Below are 19,516 nucleotides of genomic sequence, written 5' to 3'. Positions count from 1 at the left end.
TCGGGCCTTTGTTCGTCAGTCGTCGTTCAACCAGAAGGGGACGTCCCGTTTGCGGTCCCTCGTCGTGGAAGAACTGCTCTCCCCCCAGAAGGGGGTGATGGGCGCGTTGTCCTTGCGCTTGCCGGAACCGGTCAGCCAGCCGCCGTCACCGTCTCCACGCCCCCGGCTCTCACCGGAGGGAGCGGGACGGGCGGGGCGCTGGGGGGCGGGGCGCTCGCGCCGCTCCCTCGGCGAGCCCCAGCGCGAGGCGCGTGCGTTGGGATTGCCCCGGGCCGGGGTGTCCGCGCGACCGCCGAAGATGCCCTGTCCGGTGCTGGGATCGGGCCGTTCGGAACTCGCGGCGCGTCCGCTCCCGGCTGCGGGGACACCCCCGCCGAACACCGAACCGCCGCCTCCGCCGCTGTCCCGGCGCTCGGAGCCGCCACGGCCTCCCGAGCCGGTACCGAACACGGAGGCCCAACCGCTGTCACCCGTACCGGTGTAGCCGCCGCTGGGACGGGGTGGGATGGAGCCGGAGGCCGCACCGCCACCGGAGAGGCTCGGCGCCTGGTCACCGCTGCGCGCGGGCCCGGCGGGCCGTGTGCCACCACCACCCACGCCACCGCCGCCAGCCGGAGCACTCCTGGTGACGTTGAGGGGCGGGGCCGCGTTGTCGCGGACCCTGCCGTACCCGGCGGTGCCTCGTGCCCGTGCTCCGTCCGCGCGGACCGGACCGCCGTCGGCCGGGGCCTCGTCGCCGACCCCGGTGTCCACACCGCCGTTCGGGACTCCTCCCCCTCCTGCGGGCACCCCCGCGGCCGCCCCGGCGATCTGCGGTCCCCTGCGCAGCCCCCAGGCCTGCGCCTTGAGGTTGGCGACCGGCGGCAGTACCACCGCGCTCCTGCTGAGCGCCTGACTCTGTGCGGCGTCGCTGACGATGCGCGAGGTGAAGGTGTTCGCGTTGACCGAGGAGAACAGGTACGCGAAGGGCTTGCGGTAGACGAACAGGGCCACGGTGAAGAGCGCCAGCAGGATCATCTGCAAGCCCCAGCCGAGGCTGGTGGACATGACCATGCCGTAGCACATGACCAGGAGCGAGATCAGAAGCACAATAAAAATCTGCTTGAGCAGGAAGCCGATCATCAGCTCGACCCAGCGCAGCAGGACCATGCGCCCGTAACCCGGATGGATTCCGATGAGCAGGAATATGGGCGCCAGAAGGAAGAGCAGGAGGAAGGCGATCTTCAGCACGATGAGCGCCACGGACCCTGCGAGGATCAGTCCACCGGCAAAGACCGAAGCGAAAAGCGCGAGCGTGGCCACGCCAAGGCGACTTCCCTGGTCATCGCCCGCGAAGAGGGGGTAGACGCTGGGAAACGACGACTCGACACTCGAAGCGATTTCCTCGTAAGACTGCTGCTTCTCCTCGACGAGCGTCGTTGCATCGGCTTCGCCGTCCGCGATCTGCTGCTGTTCTATACGGTTGATTCCCTGAGCCGCGATCAAGTCCGTCGCGTGCTCCTGCGCGGCGATCTCCGCGATATCTCCGTTGCCGAACTGGCCAGAAACCCAAGGCTGGCACACCAAGCTCGACCAGAGCATGTCCGCGTTGCGCCTGACCTGGAAGTCGGCTTCTGACTCCCAGTCCGCGCGTTCCGGAGGCTCCGCCCCTGAGGGGCAGGTCCCCGATCCCCCTCCGTAGGGCACCTGCCCGATCGTGCTCGTCACCAACTGACTGCCGGAGTTCACCAGACCGCTGGCCATACCCATGATCTGGGCCGGGTTGACGAGGATCCACAGCCCCAGGGCCGTCGCGGCGATCATCCAGATACTGGACTCGATCGTGAGCGTCATCCTCTTCCGGATGAGCCCGTACCAGCCCAGCCACAGGGCGCCGAGGATGACGACGGTGGGGATCAACGGACGCCAGATGCCCTCCCTCAGCGTGACGACCACGTTCTCGACGAGTTCGTTGAAGCTGGCGAGGAGTCCGTCGGAGGTCGCGGCCTGGTACACCGTGATAGTCGACTGGTTGATGGTCTTGGACAGGTCCCAGGCCGTGTTGGCCAGGGTCGCCTGCGCGCCGTTGCTGATCCCGTCGACGCAGGACTCGGTGATCATGTGCCACTGCTGTCCAGCGGTGCCGTACTGGCCGTACATGCTGGCGTCGGGCGGCAGGCCGTCCGTGGAGCCCTCGATGGAGGACTGCGACTGCGGGGGCACGAGCAGGCCGTCGGAACCGCTTCCCGCCGACTCCGGCAGCGGCGCGGGCTCGCCGGGGCACAGCGGGTTCGCCTGCGCCCCGGTGAGGGGCAGTACGACGAGACCGGTCAGCATGAGGAACGTCATCAGGAGGCGTCGCCATCCCCGCCGTCGGACGTGCTGATGCGTCATCTGCTGGCTCCTGCGTCGTGGTTCGGCCGAAGGCGATGTTCGCAGACACCGGGGCCCCGTCGACGCGCCCGTACACGCGTGCACACCGCACGCGGTCGTGCGCGACCGCAAGGCCCCCGCATGTCTCTACCCCATCCTCTATGGTGCGCCATCACCGGGTTGGGTAACGGGTGCAACGCGTCGGGTTTTCCCCTTCTCTCCCCCGTTGTGGCCAGACCCTGGGGGACAAAGACGACCTCTGTCAACGTTTGCGCAGGTAGTGGGCGTGAACGGCCTTCCGAAACACCCAGAAACCACAAGGCCACAATTTCCTAGCCATCTCAGCACTATGAGGGGCGTCACACCCAGTTTCACCGCCAAAAGCGGACACCACGCCATCAATCGGACTGAAACCCGATCCCAGAACTGCCTTCGGTGGAACCCCGAGTTCGCATTGCCGCAGGACCGAAACCTGACCTAGGTCCACAACGGCATCGCCCTGTTCCCTTCCGGCTCAACAGTCCCTTGCCGCCCGGACACCCCCTCGCCACCGAATGGCGCCCCGAGCACCTCCGGGCTGCGCCCGCCCACCAGACAGAGGGCCGTGGCATCGCGGGAAGCGGTCATCTGCCCCCCACCCCCGTCCCGGAGAGTCAGCCAGGCCCGCCCCGCCGGACCCGCGCCGGGGCGGGCCCGGGTCCACACCGAACCCGGGAGCCCTCGGAGGCGTCACATGGCGTGACTCCCTTCCCCCGCTCCTGTGAGGCCCCGTGAGCACCGCCCCCGATCCGCCGCCCGGTTCCGCGCCCTCGTCCGACCCGGCGCCCGCGCCCTCGTCCGGCCCAGCGTCCGGGTCCGGGCCGACGCCCGCCCCCGGCCGGGGCGCCGTGTGGACGGTGGTCGCGGCCGCCACCCTGTACCCGCTCCTGGTGGGCGCGGCCCTGTGGGCCGGAGGGATGTTCGCCCTCCTCGGCCTGCTGTACTCCGACTGGAGTTACACGGTCCTGCTTGCCGTGGCGGCCCTCGCGTCGGTTGGCGGCGGGCACTGTCTGTTCCTGTGGATCCTGCGGCGGCAGGGCGTTCCCCGCCCCTGGGAGTTCCCGACGGTCCTGAGCACGGCGCTGGCTCTGGCCCTCTTCCAGATGCCGCTGGTGGCACTCCTGTCCCTGGACGGTTTCCCGCCCCTGCCGCTGACGTGCCTGGGACTCTCCCTGCTCGGTACCGTCACGCTGGCGGCGCTCCGGCACCGGCACAGGTTCGTGTTCGCGCTCGCCCTGGTCGTCGCGGCGGCGCTGCTGCTCCACGGCACGTCGTGGATGACCGCTGTGGAGAACCAACGGCGGGACCGGGACGAGCTCCTGGGCGAGGTCGCCGACTTCCCCGTCGCGATCGCCGTACTGGACTCCCCTGACTGGGAGCCGTCGGGCGTGCAGGTCGTCGACAACGATGTGCAGGAGAAGAGCGCCGACATCACCTACGTGCCGGTCGACCCCTCCCCCGGACTCGACGGTTTCGGGCTCACGTTGCGCAGCCACCCTCTGGAGGGGGAGCACGAGTCGGGGTGGACGCCCCTGTACGAGCTGTGTGACCTGGAGGACGGGCCCTGGGAGTGCGAGGAGCACGGGGACACCGTCATCGCCGTCGACGCGGAGGGGGAGGAGGTCGAGTTCATGGAGGCGCGCACGGAGTTCACCGACGGGGTCAGGGCCACGCTCATGACGGACCTGCCCGACGACTCGCAGGGAGTTCCGACCATGGAGTTCCCCGACATCGACATGGCGCGGCTGTCGGAACACATCCGGGAGGCGGGGCCGGGAGAGGCGGAGGAGATCGTTTTCGCGGTGACGGAATGACATTCCACGAGCACGCGGGACAACGGGTCCTGTCCTGCGCGCCGTGCCCCGCAGGTGACCGCTACCGGCCACCCTCCCGACGGGGTGTGGGGAACTGTCCGCAATCGAGGGAGAATGGTTCAGGAAACATGGACGAGTGTCACAAAGTGCTGCTGTAGGGCTTTTCTCGGATAGATTGTCCTGCGCATCGTCACCCCTCTCCCGACCCCCTGAAGGGATGCGCGCCTATGTCCTCCTCCGGCCACTCCTCCGTCGGCCGCTACGAGCTGCGGGAGAGGCTCGGCGCTGGCGGGATGGGCACCGTGTGGCGCGCCTGGGACCCCTCCCTCCAGCGCGACGTGGCCATCAAGGAGGTCCTCCTCCCCCAGGGCATGGACCCCGAGGCACGCGCCGAGGCACATGCCCGCACGCTGCGCGAGGCCCAGGCCACCGCGCGGATCAGCAACACGGCGGTGGTGACGGTCCACGACGTCCTCGAACACGAGGACAGCCCGTGGATCGTGATGGAGCTACTCAGCGGCACGTCCCTCCAGTACCAGCTGGACCACCACGGTCCGATGCCGGTGGAGCGGGTCGAGGAGGCCGCCAGGTCGCTGCTCGGCGGCCTGAAGGCGGTGCACGCGGGCGGGGTCACCCACCGCGACGTCAAGCCCGCCAACATCATGCTCACCGACGACGACCGGACCGTGCTGACCGACTTCGGGATCGCGAACGTCGACGGCGGCGCCGCCCTCACCCAGACCGGCGTGTACATCGGGTCGCCCGAGTACATGGCTCCGGAGCGGTTCGAGGGCAAGCGCGCGCTGCCCGCGTCGGACCTGTGGAGCCTGGGCGTCACCCTGTACGCGCTCCTGGAGGGACGCTCGCCCTTCAAGCGGGAGAGCGTCACGGGGATCATCAGCGCGGTGCTGACCGCGCCGATGCCGCCGCGGCTGTCGCTGGACGAGAGCGAGCACAGCCCCGCGAGCGCACCGCTGCGGGCGCTGATCGCGGCGCTGCTGGCCCGGGACGTGTCGGCGCGGCCCAGCCCCGACGAGGCGCTGGCCCTCCTGGAGCAGGAGAAGCAGGCACAGGACGGCAGCGGCAGTGGCAGCGGTGGCAGCGGCACCGGGGCGCAGGACGCGGTCGGCACCGGAGGCCAGCCCGTGCCCCTCACCGGCCCCCAGGACGCGGGCAGCGGCTCGTGGAAGGCCCCCGGCACCGGAGCGCAGAGCCCGCCCGCAGGAGAGGCGCGGAGCGCGCCGGGCGGCGGTGCCGTTCCCACCGGCCCCTCGGGGGGCTACCGCCCGCCGTTCCCGGTTGCGGGTGCGGGAGCGCCCGGTCAGGGAGCTCCGGGTCAGGGTGCCCCCGGCCCCCACCCGCCGTGGCACGCGGGCCCGAGCGGCCCGCACAACCCCGGGTTCGCGGGCGGCCCGCACAGCCCCGGTGGACCTCAGGGCGGACCGAACGCCCCGGCGTTCCCGGGCGGTCCCCACAACCCCGGCGGCCCCCAGAGCGGCCCCAACGGCCCCGGCTTCGCGAGCGGACCCCACGACCCCGCTTTCCCCTCCGGTCCCCACGGCCCCGGTTTCCCGGGCGGGCAGACCGGTCCGAACCTTCCGGGGGGCCCGGCGGCGAACGGCCCGGGCGGGCGTCCCGGGGCCTACCCGCAGGCTCCGCACGCCGCCGGCCACCAGTCCGTGCCGCAGACGGCCCCGCCCCCCGGGGCGACCGGCCAGTTCTCCCTTCCCTTCCCCGCCGCAGGCACGCCGACGGGGCGGGGACCGCTGCCCGGCCAACCGGTCGGCGGCCCCGGGCACCCGGGGATGTTCCCCGGGCACGGCGGCGGCCCGCCCACCGGCGGCCAGATGCCGTGGGAGCGCCCCCGGACGCGCATGCCCGGGACCGTGGTCACCGCGGCCGTGATGCTGGTGCTCAACGGGCTCTACCTGCTGGTCCTCGCGGTGCTGTTCACCGTGGAGTCCACCAGCGGTTCCCTGGAGGTGAACGGGGCCTCCATGGCCCAGCTCTACGTCTGGGGTCTGCTGTCGACGGTCGCGGCGCCCGCCCTGATGACCCGCTCGCGCCTGGTCTACGGGGGCGTCGTGCTCCTACAGATGGTGGCGGCGGTGGTCCTGGTGCTCAACATGTTCACGGTGGTGGTCTACGCCCCCGAACAGCTGCTGGTCTACGTGCTGGTGCTGGTGCTGAACCTGGTGGTCGCGGGCCTGCTGCTGGTCCCGGCGGGGGCGCGGGCCTACTTCGGGTTCGGGACGGCCTTCCGCTGACGTCACCCCGGACGCCTCTCCGTAGGACCCCGGGGCAGGGCGCGCTGGTTCGCACGGCGCTGTGGGCGCCGGGGCGCCGGGGCAGTGGCATGCTGCTCGCTATGCACGAAGATCCGCGGGACGGGCGGGACGGGGCGGCGTCGGGACTGTGGGGGCGCGTCGCGTGCGCCTGGGCGGTCGCCTTCGCCGTGCTCCACCTCTACTGGGCGCTGGGCGGCAACTGGGGCCTCAGCATGTCGGCGGGCCCTGTGGCCGGGGAACGCCCCGGGTGGTTCGTGGCGGTGGGCCTGTGGGGCGTGGGGCTGCTGTGCCTCGTCGGCGGTGCGCTGGGCTGGCTCCTCTCCAGGCCGCGGCCTCCCGGCCCGGCGGGACGGGTGGTCAGGGTCCTCGGCTGGTGCGTCTGTGCCGTGCTGCTGCTACGCGCCGTCACCGTCGAGGTGATGCTGCTGGCCGACCCCGCGGGCCGGGACATCACCGTCAGCCCGGAACAGCGGCTGTGGTCGCTGCTGCTGTGGAACCCCTGGTTCCTGGTCGGCGGACTCGTCTTCGGCCTGGCCGCGCTGGGGTTCGCACGCGCGCGGAACCCGGAGAACGGCGCCTGAGGGCGCACCGCGGAGCGCCGGGCAGGGCCGAGGAGCACCGCGGAGCACCGGGCAGGGCCCGTGACCACGGTGTCGGCGGCGAGCCGGACCTCCGCTGACCGCTCCGTACGCGGGAACCGACACCCCACGCGGAAACCGACGACGCACGGAGCCGACACCCCACAGGAAGACCAACGCCCCACGGGGAGAGCGAAGCCCTGCACGAAGGCCTGCCGCGAACGAGAGGCGACCGGTCCCCGACCGCCCCCGAACCGCTCACCAGCGGGTGACCCTCAGCTCTCCCAGGTCCGCCAGGGCGACGCGCCCCTCCTCGGCCAGGACGCGCACCGTCTCCTCCGCCTCGGAGAGGGTGACGTGGCGGCCCCGCGACACGGCCTCGGCGGGCGAGGGGCTCTCCATCCACAGCCGGGGCCCGCTCTCCCACACCATCTGCACGACCGCGCCGCCCGGTGCGGTGAACACCGCGAACGTGCCCTTGCTCGGGGTGAGCCGGTGGACGACCAGGCGCGCGGCGGCCGTCTCCAGGGGTTCGGCGTAGTCCATGAAGCCGAGGCCCTCCTCGGCGGCGTCCGCGTAGTGGACCTCCAGTAGTCCGGTGTGGGCGGAGCGGGCCTCCTCGCGCGGCCAGACGGCGCCCACCACCCAGCGGCTGAGGGGTTCCTCGACGCGTTCGCGGGACAGCGCCGGTCCGTGCCGGACGCGCAGGAGGTCGAAGTCGCGTTCGAGGGCGATGGTGTGGCCCCGGTCGCTGCTCAGCGTGGCGACGAAGAAGCGCGGCAGCCAGGGCAGGACCATCCGGGACAGCTCGCGGACGCTCACGCGGCCCTGGTAGTGGGAGATCCACTCGGGGACCTCGTAGGGCCCCGGGTTGTTGAAGGACACGTGGACCATGGGCTCGCCGTCCACGGCGGGTCCGGGGAAGGCCGCCCCCCGGCCGAAGCGGCGGCGGCTCCAGTCCATGCCGACGTGGAGCTTGCGGTCGGGGTCGCCGTCCCACTCGACCGTGAGCCCGTGGGCGCGCAGGGCCTCGGCGACCTCCTCGCCGACGGCGGCGCGGCGGACCGGGTGGCTGGCACCGAAGCCGATGGTGAGCGAGGAGCCCGCGACCGCGTGCGCGGCGTCCTGGCTGTGGTAGAACGCGTACCCGCGCGCCGCGGTGTCGGCGGGCCGGGAGTTGCGGGCGGCGAGTTCGCCCTCCAGCGCGGTCCTGGCGCAGCGCTCGCAGCAGGTGAACTCCTCGCGGGCGATGACGCCGGACTCGTCCAGCGCGCGGAAGGCTCGCGTGAGGCGCTCGCCGTCGGTGCGGGCGGGCCAGCGTCTCTGGCGCTGGACGTGCTCGGCCAGGGCCCGGTCCACGTGGTCGTGGAGCCGGGCGGAGGCCTCGCGGACCCCCCGCCCGCCGGGGTCGCCGTCCTCCAGCGTGTCGAGCAGGCTCCGGCGGGCGTCCCGGAGGAGTTCGACGAACCCGTCCCTGCCCGAGGCGACCCCCACCGCCACCGTCTCCCTGGCGGAGACGAGGGGGTGGACGCTCTCCCTGACTTCACTCATTCGCCCAATGTGTCAGAAGCGGGAGGCGTTTGGGGACGATTGCCGAAGCCGCCACTGTCCGCATCCGGACAACTACCGCGACACCGGTCACAGCAGGTGCCGCGGGGTCTCACCCGTGGGCGACCAGGTCGTGCCCGGCCAGGCGGCTGACGCGCTCGTCGCGGACCTGCCGGGCGAGGGCCGCGGTGGCGGCGAGCTCGGCGACGTCCGCGGCCCGGGTGCCGAGGAAGCCCGCCGACGCCAGGTGTTCGGCGTACTCGGCGGTGGAGTCCACCGCCTCCTGGCACTGCTCCCACTCACGGTGGGACGCGACGGCCTGCTCGACCAGGCGCCCGTACTCGGTGATCTGGGCGACCCGGGCGCGCACGGCGGTCTCCACGGCGTGCAGGTGCTCGCGCTGGGGCTTGAGCGCCTCCCTGACCCGGGGCGAGACCGCCCGCTGCCAGCGGCGCTGGTGGGAGCGGCGCAGTTCGCGCTGCCGGGCCAGGAGCGAGGCGATGCGCCACTCCTGCTCGTGCAGGACGGCCAGCGCGCGGTCGGTGTCCAGGGACTCCCCGCCGAGTTCGGTCCGGGCCCCGCGCACCAGGTCGATCGTGCGCTGCACCTCCACCAGCAGGGCGTGGTCGCCCTCGCTGACGTCGTCGGGCAGCACCACGCGCTCCCGGCGCCCCTCCCGCCCGGTCCGGCGCACCCGCGAGGTGAGGGTGTCGGCGGTGACCACGGCGACGAGCACCCCGAACACCACCCACGGGATGCCCGGCGAGGGGTCCTGGGGCACGACGTCCATCAGCCAGGCCGGGGCGGCGGCCAGCGTGCCCGCTCCCGCCGCGGCGCCCGCGGCCCGCACGGCGGGGTGGGCGTCCCGCCGGAAGGCCAGGGCGGCGACGTAGGCGACGAGGCTGACGCTGGCGATCACCATGCTCAGGTACCAGCCCGCGGTGATCAGGGCCATGGCCGTGGTGAACCCGACGCCGAGCAGGTGGACACCGCTGTCGGACAGCCGCGGCGGACGGGCCTCGGCGGACCCGCCGCCGCGTCTTGGCGGGGGCCCCGGGGGCTCCGCCCCTCGGAGGGCCTCCTCGCGCTGGCGGTCGGGCAGGGCGGGGTCGATGACGGGTCGCGGCCGGATGGCGTCCTCACGCATGGGCGGTCCCTCGTGAGCGGTGGGGGGTCGGAACGCGGGGGCTGGGGAGGTCGGGCACCCGGGGCGGAACCCGACAGGGTAGGAGATTCCCACCCGGGAGCGCCCCGAACCAGGCGCCGCACACCCCCGTGTCCGGAAAGGCCCCTCGGCCCGCCCCATCCGCCGTGATCTTGCTCCCAGGGGCACTGTCGGCGTCCCACAGTGCCTCCAGCAGCAAGATCACCGGGAGGAGAGGGCTCCTGCGTCACACCCGCAACGGTTTCGGACGACCGCCTAGAGCTGTTCGTCGCGTCCGCCCGCGGGCACCAGCTTCTCCCCCGCCGCCTCCTCCTCGCCGGGGCGCTGGCGGGTGGGGTTGGTGTCCAGCCAGCGCAGCAGGTTCTCCGAGACCAGGTCGACGCCGATCCGCCCGACCCTGCCGTCCAGGTCCCGGAACAGGCACTCGCCGTTGCCGAGGTTGCGCAGCACGGCGAGGTGGTCCTCGGTGGTCTCCACGCCCAGCAGGGACATGACGCTCTCCACCTCGAAGCGCTCGCTGGAGCGGAAGGCGAACACCGAGGACAGGCAGTTGGTGACCTGTTCGTTGAGGAGGTCGCCCGCGTTCTGCGAGACGAGGATGAGCGCGGTGTTGCGGGAGCGGCCCATGCGCGAGACCTCGGGGACGAGCTTGGCGCCCTCGGGCGTGGAGGTGACCGCCCAGGCCTCGTCCAGGAAGATCGCCTTGGGCAGGTGCCGGTCCAGGCCGTTCATGAGGCGGCGGGCGAACTGGGAGACCAGGTAGAGCAGGGCGACGGACAGGCGCTGCTCGTAGGAGTAGTCGTCGCGGCCCACGCCGGAGTCGGGCAGGGTGAGCCCGCCCAGGGTGAACACGGTGGTCCAGCCCTCGGTGTCGATCTGGGCCTCGCCCTGGGGGTCGAAGCACAGGCTGGCCAGCCGCATCTCCGACATGGACTGCAGGACGGCGCCCAGGTTGCGCGAGGCAGCGCCGGGCGAGGAGACCAGGTGGTCCACGACCTTGGCCAGGGAGGGCTGGGGCTGGTTGGCGACGGCGGCCACGGCCTGGATCATGGCGGACTCGCGCTCCTCGCTCATGCGGGGCAGGAGCAGGCGCAGGGTCTCGGTGGCCATGGTCTTCTTGGCGGACAGGTCGTCGCCGAAGGCGAAGGGGTCGAGCAGGCCCGGCTGGGCCGAGCCCAGGGACATCATGCGGGCCTTGCGGCCGCGTCTTTGCAGGAGTTCGACAAGGGACTCGGCGTCGCCCTTGGGGTCGATGGCGGCGACGGTGACCCCGCGCAGGGCGAGCTGGTAGATGAGTAGGAGGGCGAGGGTCGTCTTGCCGCCGCCGGGCTCGCCGGTGATGGCGATGGCGGTGGGGCGGTTGCGGGCCGCGGCGACCATGGGGTCGAAGTGGACGATGGAGCGGGCCCGGCCGATGGTCTCGCCGACGTAGGGGCCCACCCAGCCGCCGCCGGAGTGGTCGACGCGGTCGCCGACGTCGACGGTGGCGGTGGGCATGCCGCCCGCGATGGTGCGCAGCGGCTGGCGCTGGGCGTAGGCGTTGAGGCGGATGCGGTCTCCGGGCAGCGACTCGTTGAACAGCGAGAACTGGTCGCCGGTGGAGTTGATGACGTCGATGCCGATGTCGCGGTAGTGCTCGATGACCGCCTCGACGTGCTGGCCGAGGAGGCGCTCGGTGGGCGCGGACACCATGAGGCGGTGCCAGCCGTAGACGAAGGGCAGGCGCTCCTTGGTGATGCCGTGCTCCAGCATGCGGGCGGCGTCGATCTGCTCGGCGAGCGCGATGGGCGCCTCCACCCCGGCCTCGCGGATGTGGGCGTCCATGTCGCGGGCGTGGGCGAGCTTGCGGCCGACGTCCTTGGAGGCCTTGGCGGGCGGGATGAGCTTCATCCGCAGGGACATCTCCACCGGGAACGGGAGCGCGTCGGCGTGGTGCATCCAGGGCTCGCCGTCCGGGAAGGGCATCAGGTCCGGGAAGCGGGCGAAGGACAGGAACGCGACGTGGGTGGACCCCGCGGGTTGTTCGAGGCGCAGCGCGGAGCGGCCGTTGTGCACGACGCCGTCGACGAGCGCCTCGATCTCGCCGCGGCCCCAGGTGCGCCGCCCGGCGGCCGAGGGGCGGATCTCCTCGGCGGTGCCGCTGACGGCGTGCCGGATGAGCCAGGCGATCTCGTCGGAGGTGGCGTGGCGGGCGTGCAGCGAACTGGCGGCCAGGGCGCGGCCGAGCCGCTCGGCCTGGTCGGTCCAGCGGGCGATCTCGCGGTCGTCCACGGCGTCGTCGTTGATGCCCAGGACCTGCTCGGTGCGCTGGTAGGCGCCGAAGAACTGGGAGAACAGGCCGAGTCCGGCGCCGGCGTTGCGCTGGCCGAGGCGGACGCCGAGGTAGACCTCCTTGGTCCAGAAGTCCTTGGCCCACACGTGCCGGTAGGTCTCGTCGAGGTAGTCGTACCAGCCGGAGCCGGAGTCGGAGGTGGCGTCGAGCCGGGTGGCCCACTCCGCGGCCGGGTAGGTGCGGTGGGCGACGCGCAGGTGGACCTCGGCGTCGTTCATGCGGATGGCGGCGAGGGCGATGGTGACGTTGGTGGCCAGCGCCTGGCGCTCCTCGGGCGTGGTGAACTCGTAGGAGACCGTGGGCAGGCGGAAGTAGGCCCAGGCCTCGCTGTCGCTGAACAGCACGCGGTCGTCGAAGTAACGGACCGCGAGGCGGGTCGCGCCACGGGTTCCCCTGGTGCCGGTCATCTCTTCGCCCTCCTGGTCGCGTCGCGTGGCGGGGTCCCGTCGTTCCTACCCGGACCCGCCGCCCCGCCCCCTTCATAGTGGAGTATCGCCCCGGAACGGGAGAAGCGGACGGGGTTACGGCGCGCCAGAATCCCTGCGGACGGCGACGGGCCCGCCTCCGGGCGGGGAGACGGGCCCGACCTGCCGCGGGGGAGCGTTCGACAGCCCCCTTAGCAGGCGGTGTCGATGGTGTCCTGGATGGAGGACCTCTCGGCGGAGGTGACGGTGAGGTCGTAGCGGTGCTTCACGTTGACCCAGGCCTTGACGTAGTCGCAGTGGATCGCGGTGTTCTCCGGCATCCACTGGGAGGGGTCCTTGTCGCCCTTGGAGCTGTTGCTGCTGACGGTGACCGCCCACAGCTGGGGGGAGTCGACGTCGTTGGCGAAGTCGCGGCGCTGTGCGGTGGTCCAGTCGGCCGCGCCGGTCTTCCAGGCCTCGCTGAGCGGGACCATGTGGTCGACGCTGATCTGGGAGACGTCGCCGTCCCACCACACGTCGTCGAAGGTGCTGTACCAGCGGCCGGAGGTCGGCTGGCAGTCGGAGTCGGTCACCACGTCGTGGCCGTCGCGGACGAGCACGTACTGGCGGGCGGTGCAGGGGCTGTCGACGACGTTCCAGTGCGGGAAGAGGCTGCGGTCGTAGCCGGTCTGGGGGCCCTTGGCCCGGACGGTGAGGGAGTCGAGCTGGCTCTGGGCGGTGGCGGTGCCGGGGATGCCCGGGGGCAGGACGTGGTCGGCGGCGGCCGGGGCCGACCAGCCCAGGACGACGGCGAGGACGGCGGCGCTGAGGGCCGCGAGCGCGCGGGCAAGCGCGCGGGGGCGGGGGGACGACACGTTTTCTCCTCTGTGAGCGGGTGGGAGGAAAGCACGGACCCCACCACTGTGCGACAGCCGCCCTTCTCCCACCAGTACCCCGCGGGAAATTCCGCCCGAATCGGGGATGACGCCCGAACGCTTCCCGCGGAGTTCTGCACCAGCCCCTGAACCGTATTCGTGTGAGCTAGCACACAGCAAAAGTGCGTTCTTTCACAAACACCCTCGGAGGCGAAGGGTGCACCTGGACGACCTGGGAAGACGCGCCCTCCGAGCGTTCCATGGTCACTCTGGGTGACGCGGCGCAGGTGAACGACCGGGTCCAGCCTCGGCGAAAAAGGGAGAACAGAAAGGAAAACCGGCGGCCCCCACAGTTTTCCCCCATATAGTATAACTGTCATACCCGGCAAAAAGGACACTAAACACCGCGCATAAAGAAGCCGTAAGTAGGCTTGCCTGCCCTTTGTTAAGTTCGCATGTCGTAGGAGAAACCGTCGACCTCAGAGAGGATGAGCCCCGCCAGGGGATCGACCATGACTCTGCAGATGGACCTTCCGACAAGCACCGCGGACGAGTACCCCACACGCAAGAGCACCGAACCCGCCCTGCTGTACCGCAGGGACCCCGCCGTCTGGGGGACCGACGAGGGCCCCTTCTCCCACGACGAGCTCTGCGCCTATGACGGGCGCGGCTACACCCAGATCGAGTCCCTCGTCACCGGGGACGAGGTCAGGGCCTACAGCGCCGAACTGGAGCGGCTCGGCTCCGACCCCGGACTGCGCGGCGACGACCGCGTGGTCGTCGAGCCCTCCTCCGACGAGGTGCGCTCGGTGTTCGAGGTGCACAAGGTCAGCAAGGTCTTCGCCGACCTGGTGAACGACCCGCGCCTGGTCGACCGCGCCCGCCAGCTCCTGGGCTCGGACGTGTACGTGCACCAGAGCCGCGTCAACTACAAACCGGGCTTCGGCGGCGGCTCGTTCTACTGGCACTCCGACTTCGAGACCTGGCACGCCGAGGACGGCATGCCGCGGATGCGGGCGGTCAGCTTCTCGGTCGCCCTGACCGACAACTACGCGCACAACGGCGCGCTGATGATCATGCCGGGATCGCACAGGACGTTCGTCTCCTGCGTGGGCGAGACCCCGGACGACCACTACCGCGACTCGCTGAAGAGCCAGCACGTGGGAACGCCGGACCAGAGCTCCCTGTCCTACCTGGCCGACCAGCACGGCATCGACGTGCTCACCGGCCCCGCGGGCGGGGTGACCGTGTTCGACTCCAACTGCATGCACGGCTCGGGCGGCAACATCACGCCCTACCCGCGCTCCAACGTCTTCATCGTCTTCAACAGCGTCGAGAACACCTGCCACAGGCCGTTCAGCGCCCCCGCCCCGCGCCCGGAGTTCCTCGCCTCCCGCGAGTTCGACCCCGCGGGCCGCTGACGCGCCCGAGCGCACCGCGTGGACGCCGCCCGCCGCGAGCGCAGCGCGTGCCCGCCGGGAAGGAATGACCCCCGCGCCCCCGTGTGGGGCGGGCCCCGAGCCCGCCCCACACGGGGGCTTCCCCGTACCGGGGAGCCGTCCGGCCCCGACTCCGGGACTGGAGCTGCCCGGGCCCGCATCCGGGGGCCGGGCGGCTCGCGTTCGGCGCTGCTGGGTTCGGTGCTACTGCTGGGTGAGGGAGTTGACCAGGACCCCGCCCAGGGCGCCGTGGGCACGCTTGGTGGCGGGACGCAGGGCGCCCACGTCGATCCTGGTGTAGGACGAGCCCAGGTGGTCGTCCCAGGGGATGCGGACGATGGCGCGGCACCGGCCGCGGGCCACCCGCTCGGCGGCGTCCACGTCCTGGAGGCTGCGCTTGCTGACCCCGTTGACCACGAGCACGGACCTGGCGCGCAGGGCGCCGTAGCCGTTGCCGTCCAGCCAGTCGAAGGTCATGGAGACCGCGCGTTCGGCGTCGGCGTTGGCCGGGGCGACCAGCACCAGCCCGTCGGCGACCGGCAGGGCCCGCGCCACTCCCGTGGCCGCCGGGTCCAGCAGGGTGACGCCGTAGAACCCGCCGAGCAGCGAGGCCAGTTGGCCGTAGTCGCGGTCGTCCAGGGTCTGCACGTAGGGGTCGTCCAGGGTCTGGACGACCTCCAGGCCGGTCGCGGTCCGGCTGGTGTAGCCGCTCATCCGGGAGTAGTCCTGGATCGCCTCGGCGTTGGCGAGCAGCCCGGTGAGGGTCTCGGGCGTCTGGGCGCCGACGCGGCGGGAGAGGCCGTTGGGGCCGGGGTTGACGTCGACGGCGACGACGAGGTCGTCGCGGTGCGCGGCCAGGGTGTGGCCGATCATCAGCGCGGTGACGGTCTGCCCGGCGCCGCCGGTGCAGCCCAGCACGACGAGGCTGCGCGGGCCGTCCAACGGGGTGCGCAGGCGCTCGATGTCGCTGGGGGGCAGGTCGGAGCGCACTGGGGCGGCGCCGCCGGTGACGACCTTGGCCAGGCGCCGCCAGCCCCGGGTGCCGCCGGAGTCGCTGGCGGCGGACTCCTCGACCCGCCGCCGGGGCTCGGGCTCCTCGGCCCGGTACGCGGGGACGCCGTTGGGGGTGTCGCCCAGGCGCTCCTGCTCACCGGTGCCGTGGTCGAGTTCCAGGGCGGTCCTGGGCTCGCGCGCGGACGGTTCGGGCTCCTCACCGGGCGCGGGCTGGCCGAAGAGCTGGCCGAGCCTGCGCGCGTTCTGTGCCACCCGGTGGAAGACGCCGTCGTGCGGGTCGTCGGACCCCTCGGACCCCTCGGGCCCCTCGGGCCCCTCGGAGGGGTGTTCCCGACCGACGGTCGGGGCGGGGCGGTCCGCGAAGGCCTCGTCCTCGGCCCGCCCGGCGTCCTCGGCCCGCCCGATGTCCTCGGTGTCCCAGCCGGTCGGCGTGGCGGTCCGCTCCTTCCCGGAGGAGGTGGTCCGCTCCTGCGTGAGGGCGTCGGCCATGCTGGGGTTGGCCCTCGGGTCGCGGGCGGCGCCGGTGCGGTGCTCCTGGTCCCCGGAGGCGGAGTGTGCGGTTCCGGGGTCCGCGTGCCCGCTCCGGGGGTCGGCGGCTGACGGGGGCTTTCCGGAGGCGCCGGTGTCCCGGCCGGTGGAGTCGGCGATGCCGGCGGCGCGCATGCTCCAGCGGGCGCGGAAGGACGCGTCGCCGCGGTCGGCTCCGGCGGAACCGGTGGCCGGAGGGGGCGCTACGCCGTCGGAGGCCCGGGCGTCACCGGGGTCGCTGACGTCCCTGCGCGCGGTCTTCCGGCGGCGGGCCAGGGCCTCGGCCTCGGCCCTCTCCAGGTCGGAGGCGGTGCGTCGGCGGACCTGTTCGGTGCCCGAGTCCGCGCGGACGTTGCTGTCCCCGCGCCCGTGGTCGTCCCGGACCTCGACGAAGCTGACGAGTTCCCCGGTCCCGTGGTCGAGCTGGGTGGGTGGTTTGGGCTCGTCGGCGGAGGCCTGCCCGGTCGGCTCGGCCTTCCGGGCCGCCTCGTCGGCGATGTCCTCGGATCCGGTCGGGGCGGCGTTCTCCTCTCGCTCCCCACGCTCCTCGCGCAGCTCGTTGGCGGGGATGACGGGGTTGCCCCGGTCGCCGACCTTGGGCTGGTCGGGGTGGCGCTTCCTGCCGTCCTCGAACCACCGCGAGGGGTCCTTGGCGTCGCGCTCCTGGGTGGGAACGGCGTCGGCGAACTTCGGGCGCGGCGGTGCCGGGGTGTCGGCGGTGATGAGGTGGTCGTCGAGCACGGACATGTGCTCGTTCCACTCGGGGCCGCGGTCCTCGGACTCCTCGCGCGGCTTCCCGGGCATGGCCTCCTGCTCGCCGGTGCCGTGGTCGATCTCCAGGACGGGCTTGTGGGCGGAGCGTTCGGCCTCGGAGGCCACGGGCGCGCCGGTGTCGGAGGTGTCCGGAGCGGCCGTGTCGACCCGGGCGGCCGTGCCCTGGGCCGCCGTGTCCGCGGCGGCCCGGGTGTCCGGAGCACGCGTGTCGTCCGGGGTGGTCGTGCCCTGGGCGGCTGTGTCCACGGCAGCACCGGTGTCCGCGCCACCGGAAGCGGTCCGCGCGGGGGCCGCCTCGGGGACAGCGGTGTCCTCGTGCCCCGTGGTGGGGCGGTGCTCGACGGCGTCCTCGGGGACAGCGGCGCCCCCGAGTCCGGCGAGGCTCCGGTGCGCGACGGTCTCCTCCTGCCCCGTGACGGACCGGCCCTCGGCGCCCTCGGTCCTGGTGGCGCTCCGACGGGGAGCGACCGAGGGGCGTTCCCCGGCCGCCCCGGGGAGGGCCGTGTGTCCGGGAGCGTCAGCGTCCCCCGTGCTCACGCCGGGAGCGGCCTCCGCGGGAGCCTCGCTCCCGTCGTCGGCCGCGTCCTGTTCCGCCCGCGTCACCGGGCGGCCGGTGCCGGCCGTCCCGTCCGTGTCCGCGGTTCCGGGCGCACCGGCCGCGTGCGCGGTGTCCTCGGCTCCGGCCGCGCCGTCCCGCCGGTCGGTGCGGGCGGGCACGTCCCCGTCCAGGTCCGCGGTCGCGCGGGTCTCCTCCTCCGGCGCCGAGGAGGAGGGCGGCAGCCAGGGCAGGGCACCGGCCTCGGCCGGGCGGCCGGTGGCCGCCGCGTAACGGGCCGCGTAGTCCGACAGGTCGCCGTAGCCCCCGGCGGGATCGGCCTTCTTCTCCAGCTCCCACGGGGCGGCGTGGGGGCGCCCCCGGCGGCGGGGCCGCTCCGGCTCCTCGCCGGTGCCGGGAAGCCCCTGGCCCCGGGCACGGGAGGTCGGCAGTTCCCTCGGTCCGCGCTCGCGCACGCGCTCGGTGCGGCGCTGTTCCTCCAGGTCCTTGGCGACCCTGAGGCCCTGGGTACGGCCGCGCAGGCGCCGGGCTGCGGCCGTCTCCTCCTCGTCGAGGTCGGAGGCGCGCCGCTCGTCCACCGCGTCGGCCAGCTCCCCCTTGCTCATGGCCGCGGTGTCGCCGACGCTGTAGGCGCTCTTGGCGGTCAGACCGACGGGGGTCTCACCGGAGGACGCGCGCAGGCGGGCGAACCACGCGTCGCTGTCGCGCTGCTCCTCGCCCTCGGTCTCGTAGACCCTCTCCCGCGCGAAGCCGTCGTCGAGCTCCTCCCCGGCGTCCGCCTCGGAACCTCGGGGTTCCTCCTCCTGGGCCTCCCGGGGTCCTGACCCCAGGGCGAAGCCGAAGTAGTTGAGCACGCGGCGGCCGACTCCGCGCCGGGGCCCGTCGGGCGTTCCGTCGTCCCCTCCGGAAGCGGCGGACGCGACGGGCTCCTCCTCGCGCGGGTGTGACGGGGCGCTCCGCTCCTCGGGTCCGGGGCGCGCGGCGACGGCCACGGGGGCGCGTTCGGAAGCGGCCGGAACCCTCTCCGCCGGAGCCTCGCGCTCCAGAACCGGAGCGGCCTCCGCACGGGCGGGGGCGGCCTGCGACCTGACCGGAGCGGCCTCCGCACGGGCGGGGACGGCCTGCGACCTGACCGGAACCCGCCTCTCGGTCTCCTCGTCGTGCCGGTGCCGGATGCGCGGAGCCTCGGCCGGAACCCTCTCCTGCCCCTGCCCCTGGCCCGGCATCCCGGACCCGGTCCGTGCGGGGGCCTCCTCCTCGGTCTCGACGGCCGGAACACGGTCGGCGGGTCCGCGCACACCGAGCAGCGGCGGCGCGTCGGAGCGGGACGGACGGACCGCGGTGTCACCGGTCTCGGCGGCCCCGGCCCCGACCGCCTCCGCCTCGGGTTCGGCGCGGCGCCGCGCCGCCAGCGGGAGCGGACCGGACTCGGGGTCGCGGTGCCACACCCGCACGGTCACGCGGACCTCGGCGGGCTCGTACTCGGGGGCCAGGCGGTTGTACACCCGCGCCTCGGCGAGGAAGCGCGCCTGGGAGATGAGCAGCTCGGTGAGGCGCTTGCCCTCGACCACCGGCCGGGTGGCCAGCACGGTGATCACACCGGGCGGGACCACCCACAGCACCAGGTGCCAGCCGTTGCCGAACACGAAGGGCGCGTTGACGAGGCTGAGCAGGACCACCCAGAGCGCGAACACGCCCAGGGCGACCCCGAAGGTGCCCACCGGGAGCGGCATGGGCAGCCGGAAATCGTAGAGCTTGTAGAGCCGCTTCTCGATACGCCAGATGTTGGTGTACGTGGGCAGATCCACGT

At 73.0% G+C, this 19,516-nt stretch carries 10 protein-coding genes; 4 read left to right on the top strand and 6 right to left on the bottom strand.

All coding sequences use genetic code 11. The features are described 5' to 3' along the window. Nucleotides 1-15 precede the first annotated feature (15 nt). Complete coding sequence (locus tag FYW99_RS15555) at nucleotides 16-2,373, bottom strand: type IV secretion system protein (protein WP_150252772.1); 2,358 nt, start codon at nucleotides 2,371-2,373, stop codon at nucleotides 16-18. A 749-nt stretch (nucleotides 2,374-3,122) separates the two neighbouring features. On the opposite strand from FYW99_RS15555, the gene FYW99_RS15550 reads away from it, so the two are divergent. From FYW99_RS15550 to FYW99_RS15540, 3 genes are all read left to right on the top strand, one after another. Next, nucleotides 3,123-4,205 carry a DUF2339 domain-containing protein gene (locus FYW99_RS15550; protein ID WP_150252771.1) on the top strand — a complete coding sequence of 361 codons (1,083 nt, stop codon included), beginning with the start codon at nucleotides 3,123-3,125 and terminating at the stop codon, nucleotides 4,203-4,205. Between the two features lie 227 nt (nucleotides 4,206-4,432). Then, complete coding sequence (locus FYW99_RS32365) at nucleotides 4,433-6,472, top strand: protein kinase domain-containing protein (protein ID WP_150252770.1); 2,040 nt, start codon at nucleotides 4,433-4,435, stop codon at nucleotides 6,470-6,472. 101 nt (nucleotides 6,473-6,573) lie between these two features. Continuing rightward, nucleotides 6,574-7,074 carry a DUF3995 domain-containing protein gene (locus FYW99_RS15540; protein WP_190394676.1) on the top strand — a complete coding sequence of 167 codons (501 nt, stop codon included), beginning with the start codon at nucleotides 6,574-6,576 and terminating at the stop codon, nucleotides 7,072-7,074. A gap of 255 nt (nucleotides 7,075-7,329) precedes the next feature. On the opposite strand, the gene FYW99_RS15535 is transcribed toward FYW99_RS15540, so the two are convergent. The 4 genes from FYW99_RS15535 to FYW99_RS15520 all read right to left on the bottom strand — a co-directional run bounded on the left by FYW99_RS15535 (nucleotide 7,330) and on the right by FYW99_RS15520 (nucleotide 13,395). Continuing rightward, entirely contained in the window at nucleotides 7,330-8,622 is a 1,293-nt protein-coding gene (locus FYW99_RS15535) for a DUF6891 domain-containing protein (RefSeq protein ID WP_150252769.1), read from the bottom strand. A gap of 109 nt (nucleotides 8,623-8,731) precedes the next feature. Further along, entirely contained in the window at nucleotides 8,732-9,766 is a 1,035-nt protein-coding gene (locus FYW99_RS15530) for a hypothetical protein (RefSeq protein ID WP_150252768.1), read from the bottom strand. Nucleotides 9,767-10,039: 273 nt separating this feature from the next. Beyond that, a complete protein-coding gene (locus tag FYW99_RS15525) occupies nucleotides 10,040-12,523 on the bottom strand; it encodes an ATP-binding protein (protein ID WP_150252767.1) in 2,484 nt (827 codons plus the stop codon). A 209-nt stretch (nucleotides 12,524-12,732) separates the two neighbouring features. After that, nucleotides 12,733-13,395: an HNH endonuclease family protein gene (locus FYW99_RS15520; protein ID WP_150252766.1), complete on the bottom strand. Its 663-nt coding sequence runs from the start codon at nucleotides 13,393-13,395 to the stop codon at nucleotides 12,733-12,735. Between the two features lie 512 nt (nucleotides 13,396-13,907). Between FYW99_RS15520 and thpD the strand changes: the two genes are divergently transcribed. Further along, nucleotides 13,908-14,816: an ectoine hydroxylase gene (gene thpD, locus FYW99_RS15515; protein ID WP_150252765.1), complete on the top strand. Its 909-nt coding sequence runs from the start codon at nucleotides 13,908-13,910 to the stop codon at nucleotides 14,814-14,816. 222 nt (nucleotides 14,817-15,038) lie between these two features. Here thpD and FYW99_RS15510 read toward each other — a convergent pair whose 3' ends face one another. Then, nucleotides 15,039-19,514 carry a TcpE family conjugal transfer membrane protein gene (locus FYW99_RS15510; protein WP_150252764.1) on the bottom strand — a complete coding sequence of 1,492 codons (4,476 nt, stop codon included), beginning with the start codon at nucleotides 19,512-19,514 and terminating at the stop codon, nucleotides 15,039-15,041. Nucleotides 19,515-19,516: the final 2 nt, after the last annotated feature.

It is taken from the genome of Nocardiopsis deserti (assembly GCF_008638355.1).
Taxonomy (GTDB): Bacteria; Actinomycetota; Actinomycetes; order Streptosporangiales; family Streptosporangiaceae; genus Nocardiopsis; species Nocardiopsis alborubida.
This window is presented reverse-complemented; position numbering and strand designations above follow the sequence as displayed.

Coding starts and splice junctions, on each gene's coding strand:
- FYW99_RS15525 (WP_150252767.1), bottom strand. CDS start 12,523: ATGACCGGCACCAGGGGAACCCGTGGCGCGACCCGCCTCGCGGTCCGT.
- FYW99_RS32365 (WP_150252770.1), top strand. CDS start 4,433: ATGTCCTCCTCCGGCCACTCCTCCGTCGGCCGCTACGAGCTGCGGGAG.
- thpD (WP_150252765.1), top strand. CDS start 13,908: ATGACTCTGCAGATGGACCTTCCGACAAGCACCGCGGACGAGTACCCC.
- FYW99_RS15530 (WP_150252768.1), bottom strand. CDS start 9,766: ATGCGTGAGGACGCCATCCGGCCGCGACCCGTCATCGACCCCGCCCTG.
- FYW99_RS15540 (WP_190394676.1), top strand. CDS start 6,574: ATGCACGAAGATCCGCGGGACGGGCGGGACGGGGCGGCGTCGGGACTG.
- FYW99_RS15535 (WP_150252769.1), bottom strand. CDS start 8,622: ATGAGTGAAGTCAGGGAGAGCGTCCACCCCCTCGTCTCCGCCAGGGAG.
- FYW99_RS15555 (WP_150252772.1), bottom strand. CDS start 2,373: ATGACGCATCAGCACGTCCGACGGCGGGGATGGCGACGCCTCCTGATG.